Raw genomic sequence first — 15818 nt, forward strand, 5'->3', positions numbered from 1 at the left:
ATAAGTGCACATCCAGCTGAGATACCTCTGAGGAGACAGTGCTGTGACCGGGATCAAGACGACCGGCGAGAAGAAGTTGATGTTCTTCTCCGGCCGCGCACACCCCGAGCTTGCCGAGGAGGTCGCCCAGCAGTTGGGGGTCGGGGTCGTTCCGACGAAGGCCTTCGACTTCGCCAACGGTGAGATCTACGTCCGTTACCAGGAGTCGGCGCGAGGCGCGGACTGCTTTGTGATCCAGAGCCACACGGCTCCGATCAACCAGTGGATCATGGAGCAGTTGATCATGATCGACGCGTTGAAGCGGGCGTCGGCGCGGTCCATCACGGTCATTGTGCCGTTCTACGGTTACGCCCGTCAGGACAAGAAGCACCGTGGACGTGAACCGATCTCGGCGCGTCTGATCGCGGATCTGATGAAGACCGCGGGTGCGGACCGCCTTCTCACGGTCGATCTGCACACCGACCAGATCCAGGGCTTCTTCGACGGTCCCGTCGATCATCTCTTCGCCCTTCCGCTGCTCGCGGACTACGTGGGCACCAAGGTGGACCGGGAGAAGCTGACGGTCGTCTCTCCGGACGCCGGCCGGGTGCGGGTGGCCGACCGCTGGTGCGACCGGCTGGGCGCGCCGCTGGCGATCGTGCACAAGCGGCGTGACAAGGACGTGGCGAACCAGGTGACCGTCCACGAGGTCGTGGGTGAGGTCAAGGGCCGGGTGTGTGTTCTGGTCGACGACATGATCGACACCGGTGGCACGATCTGCGCGGCTGCGGACGCGTTGTTCGCGCATGGTGCGGAGGACGTCATCGTGACGGCGACGCACGGTGTGCTGTCCGGTCCGGCGGCGGACCGGTTGAAGAACTCCCGGGTGAGCGAGTTCGTGTTCACGAACACGCTGCCGACGCCGGGTGAGCTGAGCCGTGATCTGGACAAGCTGACGGTGCTGTCGATCGCGCCGACGATCGCGAGCGCGGTGCGTGAGGTGTTCGAGGACGGTTCGGTGACGAGCCTGTTCGACGAGCAGTAGAGATCGTGCGGTAGAGATCCTTTTGGGTACGGCCTCCCTGTCCGAGTAGACTGCTTCAGTTGCTCGGCGAGGGAGGCCGTTCCCGTTGTGGGGTTCGGTGGTCCGTTATCGACGCGCTCTTCGTAGCAGGCCGTTCGTGGCCGGGTGACCACGTCCGTCTCTAGTTCTACGAGGAGTGAACATGTCCGAGGTCAAGATCTCCGCCGAGACCCGTACCGAGTTCGGCAAGGGTGCCGCCCGGCGTATCCGTCGTGACAGCAAGGTCCCCGGTGTGCTGTACGGCCACGGTTCGGACCCGCTGCACCTCACGCTTCCGGGCCACGACCTGCTGCTGGCGCTGCGTACGCCGAACGTCCTGATCGCGCTGGACATCGACGGCAAGACCAACGAGCTGGCGATCCCGAAGGCTGTGCAGCGTGACCCGCTGAAGGGCTTCCTGGAGCACGTCGACCTGCAGCTGGTCAAGCGTGGCGAGAAGGTCACGGTCGAGATCCCGGTCCACACCGAGGGCGAGCTGGCCGCCGGCGGCAACCTGCTGGAGCACGTCCTGAACGCGCTTCCGGTCGAGACCGAGGCCACGCACATCCCCGAGGCCGTCACGGTGTCCGTGGAGGGCCTGGAGGCCGGCGCCTCCATCCTGGCGAAGGACATCACGCTGCCGAAGGGCACCACGCTGGCCATCGAGGAGGACGCGGTCGTCATCCAGGTCCTGGCCGCGCAGGCCGAGGAGGCCGCGGAGGGCGAGGAGTCCGAGGGCGAGGAAGTCGCCGAGGCCTGATCCTCGGTTCTGGCAGAGGCGTGATCCTCGGCTCTGTCATCGGTTTGTCAGCCGCTGTTCCCGATGGGGGCAGCGGCTGGCGCGTATCAAGGAGACATGGACGTGACGACCGATCCGAGTGCGCCGTGGCTGATCGCCGGCCTCGGTAATCCGGGACCCGAGTACGCCATGAACCGGCACAACGTGGGGTTCATGGTGGCGGATCTGCTGGCCGGGCGGATCGGGGGGAAGTTCAAGCGGGCCGGGAAGGCTCAGGCGCAGGTCGTCGAGGGGCGGATCGGGCCGCCGGGGCCGATGAACCGGCGGGTGATCCTGGCGAAGCCGATGTCGTACATGAATCTCTCGGGCGGGCCGTTGAACGCGCTGCGGGATTTCTACAAGGTGCCGTTGGGCAATATCGTTGCGGTTCATGACGAGTTGGACATCGACTACGGCATGCTGCGGTTGAAGCTCGGTGGTGGGGACAACGGGCACAACGGGTTGAAGTCGATGACGAAGGTGATGGGTGCGGACTATCACCGGGTGCGGTTCGGGATCGGGCGTCCGCCGGGTCGTATGCAGGTCGCGGACTTCGTGTTGAAGGACTTCTCGTCGGCGGAGCGCAAGGAGTTGGACTACTTCGTGGATCGCGCGGCGGATGCGGTGGAGTGTTTGGTGATCGAGGGGTTGGAGCGGGCGCAAAGCACGTACAACTCGTGACTTGTCCGTGCACCCGACCGGGCCGGGTTTGACCGAGCGCATGGGCATGGCCAAGGATCGCGGCCATGCCTTCTGCCGTTGTTTCCAGTCAGGGAGCTTTCGCCGCGCTGCGGTTCGGGCGGTTCGCGGCGATGGGTACGGTCGCGGTGCTGATCCTGATCGCGGGTGTGTGGGCGTCGTGGGGCAGTGCTCAGCATGTGATGCTCACGAAGGGCCGGGAGAGCGGCACGATCGAGGTGACGCGGTGTGGCGCGGACTCGTGCAGTGGGCCGTACACGCCGATCTCGGCGGGGTCGCAGCCGCGCGGGTCGGTCGTCATCGAGAAGAACGTGGCCGTGCGCAAGGGGCAGACGTACACGGTGGTGATCAAGCCGGGCGGTGACGCTGTCGTACGGTCCGGGCCGGCGGGGATTCTGTACTCGTGGGTTCCGCTGGGCGGTGCGCTGTTGCTGGCCTCGGTCGTCGTCGCGGGCGGGCTGCGGCGGACGCGGATGGCGTGGGTGCTGGCGGGGTCGGGGATCGCGTTGCTGACGGCGGCGTTCGTGACGATCTGAGGCTTCGGGCGTTCTCCATGTCTGTGGGGGGTCCGAGTGTTGTCGGTTCGTGATTGACCTGGAGTCAGTCCAGGTTGGATGCTGAGCCGCCCCCTCCACATCTTCCCGTTCCTTTCACGAAGATGGACTACTGCCTCATGCGAACCCTCACCCGCGTCGGCGCGCTGTCCGCCGTCGCCGCGGCCGCTGTTTTCTCCGCACCGGCCGCCGCCCACGCCACCGCTCCTGGTGACAACGGCACCGTCAAGATCCACGACGCCGCTACCGGCGAGGAGCTGCGCAAGAACGAGCCGCACGTGTGCGAGTTCTACCTGGACGCGTTCGGCTTCGACAGCGTCCAGAAGGTCGACTGGCACATCGAGGCGTGGGCGCCGACCGCCGACGTCAAGGGCGAGACGGTGAAGTCCGGTGCGCTGACCCTGGACGGCGAGGGCCATGGCCGTACGGACGACATGACGCTGCCCGACGGGCACTACAAGCTGTTCTGGAACTTCGAGGGCGAGCACGGCTCCGCCAAGCACAAGGTGTTCTGGACGGACTGTGAGGAGGAGGGCGGCGGCACCACGGCCTCGCCGTCCGCCTCGGAGCCCGGGTCCCAGACGCCGGGCGAGGACGCGAGCGAGCCGGCCGCGAGCCCCTCCACGTCCGCCGAGGCCGCCCCGTCGGCGTCCCCGTCGGCGCAGGGCGGCGCCGAGGGCGATCTCGCCGAGACCGGCAACGGTGCCCCGGTGGGCCTGCTGTCCGCGGCCGCCGCCGCGCTGCTTGGCGCGGGCGGGTACCTGGTGTCCCGGCGTCGCAGGGCCTGACGCGCAGCGACAGAACAACGGTGCCCCCGTGCTCGTACGAAGCACGGGGGCACCGCCATGTGCGGGGTGGTCAGCCGGTGTTGCGCAGGCCTGCCGCCACGCCGTTGACCGTGAGGAGCAGGGCGCGGGCGAGCAGCGGGTCGGGCTCGGCGTCGCTCGCGGCCGCGTCGCGCTGGCGCTTGAGCAGGGCGACCTGGAGGTAGGAGATCGGGTCCAGGTAGGCGTCGCGGATGGTGAAGGTCTGCTTCAGGACGGGCTGGGCGTCGAGGAGTTCCCGCTCGCCGGTGATCTTCAGGACCTCGGCGACGGTGAGTTCGTGCTCGGCGCGGATGGTGTCGAAGACGTGCTTCAGCTCGTCCGGCACCAGGGTGTCGACGTAGTGCGAGGCGATCCGCAGGTCGGTCTTGGCGAGCGTCATCTCGACGTTGGAGATGAAGTTGCGGAAGAAGTGCCACTGCTCGTGCATCTCGTCGAGCACGGTGTCCAGGCCCGCCTCGCGCAGCGCCTTCAGGCCGGAGCCGACACCGAACCAGCCCGGCACGATCTGCCGGGACTGGGTCCAGCCGAAGACCCACGGGATGGCGCGCAGTCCGTCGAGCGAGACGCCCGAGCCGGGGCGGCGGGAGGGCCGCGAGCCGAGGTGCAGGTCGGCGAGCTGGTCCACCGGGGTCGACGCGAGGAAGTAGGACGGCAGGTCCGGGTCCTCGACGAGCTTGCGGTAGGCGGCGTGGGCCGCGTCGCTCGCCACGTCCATGGCGGCGTCCCAGCGGGCGAGAGCCTCGTCGGACTGGCGCGGCGCGGTGTGCAGGGCGGAGGCCTGCAGGGTGGCCGCGACGGTCAGTTCCAGGTTCTCCCTGGCGAGCGACGGCACGAGGTACTTGTCGGAGATGACCTCGCCCTGCTCGGTGACCTTGATCTCGCCCTCCAGGGTGCCCCAGGGCTGGGCGAGGATCGCGTCGTGGGAGGGGCCGCCACCGCGGCCGACGGTGCCGCCGCGGCCGTGGAAGAGGCGCAGCCGGACGCCGTAGCGGTGCGCGACGTCGCGCAGCCGGCGCTGGGCGCGGTGGATCTCCCACTGGCTGGTGGTGATGCCGCCGAACTTGGAGGAGTCGGAGTAGCCGAGCATGACCTCCTGGACGTCGCCGCGCAGGGCCACGAGCCTGCGGTACGACGGGTCGGAGAGCATGTCCTCCAGGATGGTGTCGGCGGCCTTGAGCTCGTCGGTGGTCTCCAGGAGCGGCACGATGCCGATCTTGGCCCAGCCGGCGTGCAGGTCGATCAGGCCGGCCTCGCGGGCGAGGACGCTCGCCGCGAACACGTCGTCGGCGCCCTGGCACATGGAGATGATGTACGACTCGATGACCTCGGGTCCGAAGACCTCCAGGGCCCGCTTGACGGTCTGGAACACGCCGAGGGTCTTCTCGCCGGCCGCGTCCACGGGTGCCGGGGTGGGGGCGAGGGGCCGCCGCGACCTCAGCTCCTTGGCGAGCAGCTTGGCGCGGTACTCGCGGGGCATGTCGGCGTAGCGCCAGGACTCCTCGCCGAGACGGTCGAAGAGCTGGCCGAGGGCGTGGTGGTGGGCGTCCGCGTGTTCGCGTACGTCCATGGTGGCGAGCTGGAGGCCGAACGCGGCCAGGGTGCGGATGGTGCGGTTCATGCGGCCCTCGGCGAACAGGCCGCCGCGGTGTTCCCTGAGCGAGGTCTGGATCAGCTTCAGGTCGTGAAGCAGCTCGCTGGTGCCGAGGTAGTCGCGCCCGGTCTCGTGCGGGATGCCCTTGGCGAGGCGCTGCTTGGTGTTCTCCAGCTTCTGCCGGATGCAGGTGGCCTTGAGCCGGTAGGGCTCCTCGGCGTTGAGGCGCTTGTAGCGGGGGCTGATCTCGGGGAGGGCGTCGAGGTCGGCCTTGAGGGACTGAAGGAGTTCCTCGGTGGCGCCGGTGTAGCGGATGGAGTTCGACAGGAAGCCGCGCAGCTCGTCGATCATCTCCAGGGCGTCGTTGATGCCGTGCTCGTGCTGGAGGATCAGGACGTCCCAGGTCACCTGGGGGGTGACGTTCGGGTTGCCGTCGCGGTCGCCGCCGATCCAGGTGCCGAAGGTGAGCGGGCGGGTGGCGTCGGGGAGCTTGTGGCCGACGCGCTCCAGTTCCGCGGTGAGGTCCTCCAGGACGTCGCCGACGGCACCGGCGTGCAGCTCGTCGAGGTAGTAGATGGCGTTGCGGGCCTCGTCGGCCGGCTCGGGGCGTACGACGCGCAGCTCGTCGGTCTGCCAGACGAGGTCGATGTTCTCGGCCAGTCGGGTGTCATGGCGGCGACGGTCGCCTTCGAGGACCGGGGCCTCGAGGAGCGCGGCGATACGCCGGAGCTTGTTGAGGACCGAGCGGCGGGCGGCCTCGGTGGGGTGTGCGGTGAAGACGGGGCGGACGTTGAGGTGCTGGACCGTCTGGCGCAGGTGCTCGGGGTCGGCGTCCTTGAGCCGGTCGGCCGTACGGGCGAGAAGTCCGCCCTCGGCGGCGCGCCGGGCGCGCAGCTCACGGCCGCGGTGGACCTGCTCGGTGACGTTGGCCAGATGGAAGTAGGTGGAGAAGGCGCGGACCAGCTTGGCCGCGGTGTCCAGCTCGGTGCCCCGCAGCAGCTCGGCGGCGGCCTCGCCGTCCTCGCGGGTGAGTCGGCGGACCTTCTCGACGAGTTCGAGCAGCTCCGGGCCCTCCTGGCGGACCAGGGTCTCCCCGAGGAGGTCACCCAGCCGGCGGATGTCGGCACGCAGCTCGCTGCTGGTCGTCGTCGTCTGGTCGTCGGCACTGCTCACAGGTGCGGCTCCTTGCAGTGTTGAAGCTCGTCCGGAGGGAACCCGGCGCAGGTGGTACCGCGCGGCGGGTGCCGCTTACGGCTCCTGACATCCGGGAAGAAATCAGAGCGGACCGCGCTGTCCGACCGACACAAGGATAGGTGTCCATGCGGACGCGCAGTCTCTCGGGCTCTTGCCGCCGGGCGACGCACTGCCATACTTACGACGCCGTAGGTTACGGAACCGTAGGGGCCGTTGTAACGAAACCCGGGAACAGTTCCCGCAACCCCGGCACCTGCCAAAACCCTCGACCCCACAGGGGACGCCCATGACCACGAGCTCCGATGTGATCTCAGACGCCCCGAAGGCGAACGACGACACCCAGACGCCCTCAGCCACGCTCGGCGGGGAGAAGAAGGGGTCGCTGGAGCAGTTCGCGCTTCTTCTCTTCATCGTCGTCCCGTTCCTGGCGCTCGCCGCCGCGGTGCCGCTGGCCTGGGGCTGGGGCGTGAGCTGGCTGGACCTCGGTCTGCTGGTCTTCTTCTACTACCTCGCCTGCCATGGCGTCACGATCGGCTACCACCGCTACTTCACCCACGGTTCCTTCAAGGCGAAGCGTCCGCTGCGCATCGCGCTCGCCATCGCGGGCTCGATGGCGGTGGAGGGCCCGCTGGTCCGCTGGGTCGCCGACCACCGCAAGCACCACAAGTTCTCCGACGCGGAGGGTGACCCGCACTCCCCGTGGCGTTACGGGGAGACCCTTCCGGCGCTGATGAAGGGCCTGTGGTGGGCGCACATCGGCTGGATGTTCGACGAGGAGCGGACGCCGCAGGAGAAGTACGCGCCGGATCTGATCAAGGACAACGCGATCCGCACGATCTCCCGCCAGTTCATCTACTGGACGATCCTGTCGCTGGCGCTGCCCGCCCTGATCGGCGGTCTGGTGACGATGTCCTGGTGGGGCGCCTTCACGGGCTTCTTCTGGGGCTCCCTCGTCCGGGTGGCCCTGCTGCACCATGTGACGTGGTCGATCAACTCGATCTGCCACGCGGTGGGCAAGCGCCCGTTCAAGTCGCGTGACCGCTCGGGCAACGTGTGGTGGCTGGCGGTCCTGTCGTGCGGCGAGTCCTGGCACAACCTGCACCACGCCGACCCGACGTCCGCGCGGCACGGTGTGGAGCGCGGGCAGATCGACTCCTCGGCGCGGATCATCCGCTGGTGCGAGATGTTCGGCTGGGCCTACGACGTGCGCTGGCCGTCACGCTCGCGTATCGATTCACGCCGGAACAGCGAGGAAGGCGGCTTCCGGCGCCGGAAGGAGCCTGCCAAGGCGGCATGATTGACGCCGTGGCGACCGATTCCAGCAGCAATACCGGCAACGACAAGCAGCGGCGGACGCGCCGTACCCGGATGACCGGTGCGGAGCGTCGCCAGCAGCTGCTGGAGATCGGTCGCACCCTCTTCGCCGCGAAGGGCTTCGAGGGCACGTCGGTGGAGGAGATCGCGGCGAAGGCCGGGGTGTCCAAGCCGGTGGTGTACGAGCACTTCGGCGGTAAGGAGGGGCTGTACGCGGTGGTGGTGGACCGCGAGATGCGCCGGCTGCTGGACATGGTCACGAGCAGCCTGACGGCCGGCCACCCCCGTGAGCTGTGCGAGCAGGCGGCTTTCGCTCTCCTGGACTACATCGAGGAGAACACGGACGGCTTCCGCATCCTGGTCCGTGACTCGCCCATCCCGCAGTCGACGGGGTCGTTCGCCTCGCTGATCTCGGACATCGCCACCCAGGTGGAGGACATCCTGGGCCGGGAGTTCAAGAGCCGCGGCTTCGACCCCAAGCTCGCCCCCCTCTACGCCCAGGCCCTGGTCGGGATGGTCGCGCTGACCGGCCAGTGGTGGCTGGACGTCCGCCGCCCGAAGAAGGCGGAGGTGGCGGCCCATCTGGTGAACCTGGCCTGGCACGGGCTGGACGGGCTGGAGGCGAAGCCGCATCTGATAGGGCGCCGCAAGAGCTGACGCGCGACGCGCGGGGCACCATTGCGGTACCCCGCGCGTGACGCCTGTGCAGGCGCGCTCAGTGCTTGAAGGTGTCCTTGCCCTTCTCCTTCGCCTGGCGCGCGTCGCCCTTCGCCTGGTCGGCCTTGCCTTCGGCGGTCATCCGCTCGTTGCCGACGATGCGGCCCATCGCTTCCTTGGCCTTGCCCTTGACCTGTTCCTTCTTGGCCCGGGTCTTCTCTTCCTTCGCCACGTTCCTCACTCCCGCAAGGTTCGACGTCGGTGTCCCTGAACCGGGTGACCCTGAGCCGGGCCGCTCAAACGGCGGTCAGGGGTTCCAGGAACTCCAGCCGGTTCCCGACGGGGTCGTAGGAGTGGAACCGCCGGTGCCCGGGGAGGTTCTCGCCCCACTCCACCCGTGCCCCGTGGGCCGCCAGCCGGGCGCCGTAGCGCTCGATGCCGGCGACCCGCAGGCCTGGGTGCGCCTTGTTCGCGGGGCGGAAATCCGCGTCGATCCCGAGGTGCAGCTGTACGCCGCCCGCCTGGAACCAGCAGCCCCCGCGCGCGGCGAGCGCGGGCGGCTTGGGGATCTCGGTCATGCCGAGGGCGTCCACGTAGTACATCCGCAGCAGTTCCTCCGAGCCGGGTGGGGCCGCGAGCTGGACGTGGTCGACGGCGATGATCATCACGCCTCCTTGCGGGCCACGGCGAAGATGCGGCGGAAGGGGAACGGGGTGCCGTGCGCGCCCGGCGGATAGGCCTCGCGCAGGGCGGCCCGGTACTCGTCGAGAAAGGCGTCCCGTGCCTCGGGTTCGTCGGCGAGCGCGGTGAGGACGGGCCGCAGTCCCGTCCCCTTGACCCAGTCCAGCACCGGATCCTCACCGGTCAGGAGATGGACGTACGTCGTCTCCCAGACGTCGGCCGCGCAGCCCAGGTCGGCCAGCCTGCCCAGATAGGCCCCAGGGGCGAGCACAGCGTCCTCGTGGCGCAGGGTGTCGGCGAGGCCGTACCGGGGGGCGATCTCGCGCATCAGGCGGTGGCTCGGGGCGTCGAAGTTGCCGGGGACCTGGAAGGCGAAGGCGCCACCGGGGCGCAGGCCCGCCACCCAGGCGCCGAAGCGCTCCGTGTGGCCCGGCACCCACTGCAGGGTGGCGTTGCTGACGATCAGGTCGTACGGCTCGGCGGGCGCCCACGTCCGTACGTCGGCGTGGGTGAAGTCGAGGCGGCCGTCGCCCGCTGTGGGGCCCTCGTGCTCGACGTGGGCCCGGTCGAGCATCTCGGCGGAGTTGTCGTAGCCGGTGATGTGCGCGGCGGGCCAGCGCTCGGCGAGCAGGGCGGTGACGTTGCCGGGGCCGCAGCCGAGGTCGGCGATGCGGGGGCGTTCGCCGGGGAGGTCGGGGACGCGGGCGAGGAGGTCGGTGAAGGGGCGGGCGCGGTGGCCGGCGTGGCGCAGGTACTGGGCGGGATCCCAGGTGGGGGCGGTGGCAGCGGACATGGGGGCCTCCTGTCTCGGCTCGCTCTCCAGCCTGCCCCGACAAGTATCTTGACGTCAAGAGACTTCACGTCGACACAACCACTACACTGATCGTCATGGAGGACGAGGTCGATCGGCTGGTCGCAGCGTGGCGCCGGGAGCGCCCGGACCTCGACGTGGAACCGCTCGAGGTGCTCAGCCGGGTGAGCAGACTGGCCCGGCATCTGGACCGCGCACGCCGGCTGGCCTTCTCCGAGCACAGCCTGGAGCCCTGGGAGTTCGACGTGCTGACCGCGCTCAGACGCGCGGGGACGCCGTACCAGCTCTCGCCGGGACAGTTGCTGACGCAGACCCTGGTCACCTCGGGCACGATGACGAACCGCATCGACCGCCTCGCCAAGAAGGGCCTGGTGGAACGCCTCCCCGACCCCAGCGACCGGCGCGGAGTGCTGGTCCGTCTCACCGACGAGGGCCGCGACCGCGCCGACCAGGCCCTCGCCGGACTGCTGGACCAGGAGCGTGCGATCCTCGCGGAGCTGTCGCGTGCCCAGCGGGGTGAGCTGGCAGGTCTGCTGCGCCAGCTGACCGCGCCGTTCGACAACATTCCGGGCTAGCTGCTCCGCTGTCGCCATTCGGCTGCGGCGCCGTTGTGGCTGGTCGCGCCCACGCGGCGGAGCCGCATATCGATACAGCCCCGCGCCCCTCAGGGGCGTTGCTGCTCACCGGCATTCATCACGCGCTGCTGCTTTCCTCCGGCATGATCCGGCCGACAGGGCCCAGGTCGACCGGCCCGACCCCGGCCCGGCGGGCGAGCGCGACCGCGGCCAGCGTCGAGTGGACGCCCAGTTTGCCGAGGACGTTCTGCATATGGGTACGGACGGTGTGCGGGGACAGATACAGGCGCTCGGCGACGGCCTTGCGCCCCAGTCCCGCCACCATGCACCGCAGCACTTCCCGCTCGCGCGGCGTCAGCGACTCCACCAGCCGTTCGCTCTCGGTGCGGTGCTTGCGGGCGGCGGTCAGCTCGCGCAGCACCCCGGTGAGCAGGGCCGGCGGCAGATGCGTCTCGTCGCGCAGTACGCCGCGGATGACGGTGAGCAGCCGGGACAGCGAGCAGTCCTTGGCCACCCAACCGGACGCCCCGGCCTGCAGGGCGAGCGCGGCCCGGCGCGGATCGTCCTTCTCGGCGAGGACGACGATCCGTACGGCGGGCTGCGCCGAGCGGACGCCGACGACCAGCGAGATGCCGTCCACGAGCCCGTCCTCGCCCACCTCCTGAACGGGCACGGCGGGCCGGACCCCCGGCACACTGCCGCCCAGGTCGGCGTCGACGAGCAGGACGTCGAACCGGCGCCCCTCGGCCGCCGCGCGCTCCAGGCTGCGCAGGGCTGCCGGACCGCTGCCCGCGGCGGAGACGTCGACGTCAGGCTCGGCCGCCAGCGCGGCGGCGAGCGACTCGGCGAAGATGCGATGGTCGTCGACGACCAGGACTCGGATGCGAACCACGAAACCCCCTTCCCCAAGCTCCCGAAGAGCAGGGGATACCCCATCGCCATGAGGACGACACCGGGAGACGAACACCGTCGCGGGCACGACGCCCGAAGCGCGGATGGCCGCACGGCCGCCGCCGTGCAAGAACTGCTACCCCCACTTCGGGCGTCGTACCCGACCCGTCTCGCCCCCTGATCAGCACCGGCCCCCACCGGTGCTGTTCATCAGGGTACGGCCGGGGGCCAGGAGCGGAAGGTAATTTGCAGAACTGGTTGGCTGACGCGTTTATGGTGAGCCGCATGTTTCGTCTGGAGACAGAAGTCGACAAATCACGGCAGGATCTGCTCCGCCGTCGGCTGCGGGACACCAACACCGCGGCCTCCCCGATCCTGCGCGCCCTGCGCGGAACCCCAGGTGAACGTGAACTTCCGCTCCATGTCTGGGTGTTGGACGACACCGGCGCCGTGGCCGGCGGCCTGGTCGGTCACACCTGGACCACCTGGCTCCATGTCACATACCTCTGGGTCGACGAACGCCATCGCGGCGGCGGTCTCGGTTCGCACTTGCTCGCACACGCCGAGGGCATGGCCCGCACCGAACGGGGCTGCACCGCCGCCCGCGTGGAGACATGGGACTTCCAGGCGCCGGAGTTCTACAAGAGGCAGGGATATGAAGTCGTATGCGTGATTCCGGACTATCCGCCGGGGATCACGGAGTACACACTGATCAAACATCTCTGAGCAAGCTGAGCAAGCTGAACTCGAAGCCCGGGGCCATCTCTGGAGACGGTTACGTGACCCTGTCGTCCTCGGGTCAGCTCAGCCGCCGCGCGCCCGCCGCGGGCACCGCCTCGAACACGCGCGGCGCGGTGAACCCGGCGGCGTCGAAGGCCTCCTCGACGGCCTTGGTGATGGTCTCGACGTCGGCCGCCTCGGCCAGCACGATCGCCGATCCGCCGAAGCCGCCGCCCGTCATACGGGCGCCCAGGGCGCCGCTCGCGAGGGCGCTGTCCACGACCAGGTCCAGCTCCGGGCAGGAGATGCGGAAGTCGTCCCGCAGCGAGGCGTGCCCCTGCGTCAGGACCGGCCCGATCGCCCGGGTCTCGCCCGACTCCAGCAGTGCGACGACCCGCTCGACGCGCTGGTCCTCGGTGACGACATGGCGCACCAGACGGCGCACCTCCTCGTCGTCGCCAAGCCGTTCGAGGGCCGCGTCGAGTTCGTCGTAGGCGACATCCCTGAGCGCGTCGACGCCCAGCAGCGCGGCGCCCTTCTCGCAGCCCGCGCGCCGCTTGCCGTACTCGCCCTCGCTGTGCGAGTGCTTGACCTGGGTGTCGACGACCAGCAGCCGCATGCCCTCGGCGGCCAGGTCGAACGGGATCTGCCGCTGCGAGAGGTCCCTGGTGTCGAGGAACAGCGCGTGGCCGGCCTCGCAGCAGGCGGACGCCGTCTGGTCCATGATCCCGACCGGGGCGCCGACGTAGATGTTCTCCGCGCGCTGGCACAGACGGGCCAGCTGCCAGCCCTTCTGACCGAGCTCGTAGAGGTCGTTCAGCGCGAGCGCCACGACGACCTCCAGGGCCGCCGACGACGAAAGGCCCGCACCCGCCGGGACCGTCGAGGCCAGGTGGATGTCGGCGCCGGTCACCTGGTGGCCTGCCTGGCGCAGGGCCCAGACCACGCCCGACGGGTACGCCGTCCAGTTCCGGTCCGACTCGGGCGCGAGGTCGTCGACGCGCAGTTCCACGACACCGCCCGCGTCGCCCTCGATGTCCGCCGAGTGCAGCCGCAGGACGCCGTCGTCGCGCCGCGAGACCGCGGCGACCGCCGTGTGCGGCAGTGCGAACGGCATGACGAAGCCGTCGTTGTAGTCGGTGTGCTCGCCGATCAGGTTGACCCGGCCCGGCGCGGCCCACACCCCCTCCGGCTCGGCCCCGTACAGCTCCCTGAACCGCTCGGCGACCGCGGCTGCCGTCTCGACGCTCATCCCCTGACCCTGACCTTCCATGCTGAACCGGCCCGAGCGGCCGGTGAGTTGACCGGCCGCACAGCCGTAGAACCTACGGCCGTCGCGTACCGGTCGTAGAACTTAACCTGCGCGCCGCTGCGCGAACTGCCACGCGTCCGCGACGATCCCCGCGAGGTCCGCGCGGGACGGGTTCCAGCCCAGCCGCTCCCGGGCGGTGTCGGCGGAGGCGACCAGGACCGCGGGGTCGCCGCCCCGGCGCGGGGCCACGACCTCGGGGATCGGGTGCCCGGTGACCTGCCGGACCGTCTCGATGACCTGGCGGACGGAGAAACCCTCGCCGTTGCCGAGGTTGCAGATGAGGTGCTCACCCGGCCGGGCGGCCTTCAGCGCCAGCAGGTGGGCGTCGGCCAGGTCGGCGACGTGGATGTAGTCGCGTACGCAGGTGCCGTCCGGCGTCGGGTAGTCGTCGCCGAAGACGGAGATCGCGTCGCGCCTGCCCTGGGCGACCTGGAGGACGAGCGGGATGAGGTGCGACTCGGGGTCGTGGCGCTCGCCGACCATGACATCAGAAGACGTGCCGTAGGCGCCCGCGACGTTGAAGTAGCGCAGGGACACGGCAGCGAGACCGTGGGCCGCCGCCTCGCCGGTGATCATGTGGTCGACGGCGAGCTTCGAGGCGCCGTACGGGTTCGTGGGCCGCGTCGGCGCCGACTCGACGATCGGCACCTCCTCCGGCTCGCCGTAGGTGGCGGCCGTGGAGGAGAAGACCAGCTTGCGCACGCCCGCCTCGCGCATGGCGCCGAGCAGCGCCATGGTGCCGCCGACGTTGTTGTCCCAGTACTTCTCGGGCTTCACGACCGACTCGCCGACCTGCGAGAACGCGGCGAAGTGCAGCACCGCGTCGAAGGAGGAGTCCAGCCACTTGGCGGCGTCACGGATGTCGCCCTCGACGAACGACGCCCCGGACGGCACACCCTCACGGAAGCCGGTGGAGAGGTTGTCGAGTACGACGACCTCGTCCCCGGCCTCGATCAGGTGCTGCGCGACCACGCTGCCCACGTAGCCCGCCCCACCGGTGACCAGAAACTTCCCACTCATGTACTCGCTACCTCTCGCAGTCGCTCGGCCGCGCGCTCCGGCGGCACGTCGTTGATGAACACGCTCATGCCGGATTCGGAACCCGCGAGAAACTTCAGCTTGCCGGAAGTGCGGCGGATGGTGAAAAGCTCGAGGTGAAGAGCGAAGTCGTCCCTGTTCACACCGTCGAACTCGGCCAGCGTGCCGAACGGCGCCTGGTGCCAGGCGGCGATGTACGGCGTCGGCGGCTCACCCACGGAGTTCTCCCCTCCATCCCGCCCATCGAAGATCCGGTCGAAGCGCCTCAAGAGTTCCAGATAAACCTTGGGAAACTCTGAGCGGGCGTCCTCGTCCAGCGCCAGCAGATCGGGCACGCGGCGCTTCGGGTACAGGTGGACCTCGTACGGCCAGTGTGCGGCGTACGGCACGAAGGCCGCCCAGTGTTCACCCTCGAGGACGACCCGCCCGTCGGCGAGTTCACGCTCCAGGACGGAGTCGAACAGGTTCTCCCCGCCGGTGGCCTCCTTGTGGGCGGCGAGGGAGCGCAGCATCAGGGCGGTGCGGGGGGTGGTGAAGGGGTAGGCGTAGATCTGCCCGTGCGGGTGCTGGAGCGTCACACCGATCTCGGCGCCGCGGTTCTCGAAGCAGAACACCTGCTCGACGGAAGGCAGCGACGACAGCTCGGACGTCCGGTCGGTCCACGCCTCGAGCACGAGTCGCGCCTGCTCCTCGGTCAGATCGGCGAAGGAGGCGCTGTGGTCGGAGGTGAAGCAGACGACCTCGCAGCGCCCGGAGTCACCGGCGAGGGAGGGGAAGCGGTTCTCGAACACCACGACGTCGTACGACGAGTCGGGGACCTCGCTCAGCCGCTCACCCTCCGAGGGGCACAGCGGGCACTGGTCGGCCGGCGGGTGATACGTCCGCCCCTGCCGGTGCGAGGCGATGGCGACCGCATCCCCGAGCAGCACGTCATGACGGACCTCGGACGATGTGACGGTCCGGTCCAGGGGACGGCGGTCGACCGCGTCCCGCACGGTGTCATCGCGCAGGTCGTAGTAGATGAGCTCACGACCGTCGGCCAGTCGGGTCGAGGTCTTCTTCACGCCAGACTCCCATCGAACAGAACTAAACATAGAGAAACACAACTCACCACCCAGGGTCAACATCACAATC

General features: G+C 69.4%; 17 protein-coding genes. 9 read left to right on the forward strand and 8 right to left on the reverse strand.

Annotation, left to right across the window (positions count from 1 at the left end; translation table 11 throughout):
- Positions 1-43: 43 nt before the first annotated feature.
- The 5 genes from ACZ7NC_RS05470 to ACZ7NC_RS05490 all read left to right on the forward strand — a co-directional run bounded on the left by ACZ7NC_RS05470 (position 44) and on the right by ACZ7NC_RS05490 (position 3861).
- Complete coding sequence (locus tag ACZ7NC_RS05470; RefSeq protein ID WP_471485112.1) at positions 44-1024, forward strand: ribose-phosphate diphosphokinase; 981 nt, start codon at positions 44-46, stop codon at positions 1022-1024.
- Positions 1025-1205: 181 nt separating this feature from the next.
- Positions 1206-1802: a 50S ribosomal protein L25/general stress protein Ctc gene (locus ACZ7NC_RS05475; RefSeq protein ID WP_471485114.1), complete on the forward strand. Its 597-nt coding sequence runs from the start codon at positions 1206-1208 to the stop codon at positions 1800-1802.
- Between the two features lie 96 nt (positions 1803-1898).
- Complete coding sequence (pth, locus tag ACZ7NC_RS05480) at positions 1899-2501, forward strand: aminoacyl-tRNA hydrolase (protein WP_471485115.1); 603 nt, start codon at positions 1899-1901, stop codon at positions 2499-2501.
- A 65-nt stretch (positions 2502-2566) separates the two neighbouring features.
- The gene (locus ACZ7NC_RS05485) at positions 2567-3055 is read left to right on the forward strand and encodes a hypothetical protein (RefSeq protein WP_471485117.1); all 489 of its coding nucleotides are present in this window, start codon (positions 2567-2569) and stop codon (positions 3053-3055) included.
- Positions 3056-3192: 137 nt separating this feature from the next.
- Positions 3193-3861 carry an LPXTG cell wall anchor domain-containing protein gene (locus ACZ7NC_RS05490; RefSeq protein ID WP_471485118.1) on the forward strand — a complete coding sequence of 223 codons (669 nt, stop codon included), beginning with the start codon at positions 3193-3195 and terminating at the stop codon, positions 3859-3861.
- Positions 3862-3931: 70 nt separating this feature from the next.
- Here the strand turns inward: ACZ7NC_RS05490 and ppc are convergent, their stop codons facing one another.
- The gene (gene ppc / locus ACZ7NC_RS05495; protein WP_471485120.1) at positions 3932-6664 is read right to left on the reverse strand and encodes a phosphoenolpyruvate carboxylase; all 2733 of its coding nucleotides are present in this window, start codon (positions 6662-6664) and stop codon (positions 3932-3934) included.
- Positions 6665-6971: 307 nt separating this feature from the next.
- Between ppc and ACZ7NC_RS05500 the strand changes: the two genes are divergently transcribed.
- Together ACZ7NC_RS05500 and ACZ7NC_RS05505 are read left to right on the forward strand one after the other, a co-directional pair.
- On the forward strand, positions 6972-7982 hold the full coding sequence (locus tag ACZ7NC_RS05500) for an acyl-CoA desaturase (RefSeq protein ID WP_471485121.1): 1011 nt from the start codon (positions 6972-6974) through the stop codon (positions 7980-7982).
- Positions 7979-8656: a TetR family transcriptional regulator gene (locus tag ACZ7NC_RS05505; RefSeq protein WP_471485123.1), complete on the forward strand. Its 678-nt coding sequence runs from the start codon at positions 7979-7981 to the stop codon at positions 8654-8656. Before ACZ7NC_RS05500 ends, ACZ7NC_RS05505 begins: the two co-directional genes overlap by 4 nt.
- A 58-nt stretch (positions 8657-8714) precedes the next feature.
- Here the strand turns inward: ACZ7NC_RS05505 and ACZ7NC_RS05510 are convergent, their stop codons facing one another.
- The 3 genes from ACZ7NC_RS05510 to ACZ7NC_RS05520 form a co-directional block, all read right to left on the reverse strand.
- Positions 8715-8888, reverse strand: coding sequence for a CsbD family protein (locus ACZ7NC_RS05510; RefSeq protein WP_471485124.1), 174 nt, complete (start codon positions 8886-8888; stop codon positions 8715-8717).
- A 64-nt stretch (positions 8889-8952) separates the two neighbouring features.
- Entirely contained in the window at positions 8953-9321 is a 369-nt protein-coding gene (locus ACZ7NC_RS05515) for a VOC family protein (protein WP_471485126.1), read from the reverse strand.
- Entirely contained in the window at positions 9321-10130 is an 810-nt protein-coding gene (locus ACZ7NC_RS05520; RefSeq protein WP_471485128.1) for a trans-aconitate 2-methyltransferase, read from the reverse strand. The genes ACZ7NC_RS05515 and ACZ7NC_RS05520 overlap by 1 nt, the downstream gene beginning before the upstream one ends.
- Positions 10131-10225: 95 nt before the next feature.
- On the opposite strand from ACZ7NC_RS05520, the gene tamR reads away from it, so the two are divergent.
- Entirely contained in the window at positions 10226-10723 is a 498-nt protein-coding gene (gene tamR, locus ACZ7NC_RS05525) for a MarR family transcriptional regulator TamR (protein ID WP_059196100.1), read from the forward strand.
- 118 nt (positions 10724-10841) lie between these two features.
- Here tamR and ACZ7NC_RS05530 read toward each other — a convergent pair whose 3' ends face one another.
- Complete coding sequence (locus ACZ7NC_RS05530; protein WP_471485130.1) at positions 10842-11615, reverse strand: LuxR C-terminal-related transcriptional regulator; 774 nt, start codon at positions 11613-11615, stop codon at positions 10842-10844.
- Between the two features lie 272 nt (positions 11616-11887).
- Here ACZ7NC_RS05530 and ACZ7NC_RS05535 point away from each other — a divergent pair, with 272 nt between their 5' ends.
- Complete coding sequence (locus ACZ7NC_RS05535) at positions 11888-12340, forward strand: GNAT family N-acetyltransferase (RefSeq protein WP_471485382.1); 453 nt, start codon at positions 11888-11890, stop codon at positions 12338-12340.
- 73 nt (positions 12341-12413) lie between these two features.
- On the opposite strand, the gene galK is transcribed toward ACZ7NC_RS05535, so the two are convergent.
- From galK to galT, 3 genes are all read right to left on the reverse strand, one after another.
- Positions 12414-13586 carry a galactokinase gene (gene galK, locus ACZ7NC_RS05540; protein WP_471485131.1) on the reverse strand — a complete coding sequence of 391 codons (1173 nt, stop codon included), beginning with the start codon at positions 13584-13586 and terminating at the stop codon, positions 12414-12416.
- Positions 13587-13688: 102 nt separating this feature from the next.
- Positions 13689-14666 (reverse strand): UDP-glucose 4-epimerase GalE, encoded by a 978-nt coding sequence (gene galE, locus ACZ7NC_RS05545; protein WP_471485133.1) that lies wholly within the window; start codon positions 14664-14666, stop codon positions 13689-13691.
- Positions 14663-15748, reverse strand: coding sequence for a galactose-1-phosphate uridylyltransferase (gene galT, locus ACZ7NC_RS05550; protein WP_471485134.1), 1086 nt, complete (start codon positions 15746-15748; stop codon positions 14663-14665). The genes galE and galT overlap by 4 nt, the downstream gene beginning before the upstream one ends.
- Between the last annotated feature and the right edge of the window lie 70 nt (positions 15749-15818).

It is taken from the genome of Streptomyces sp. NPDC111802 (assembly GCF_055634335.1).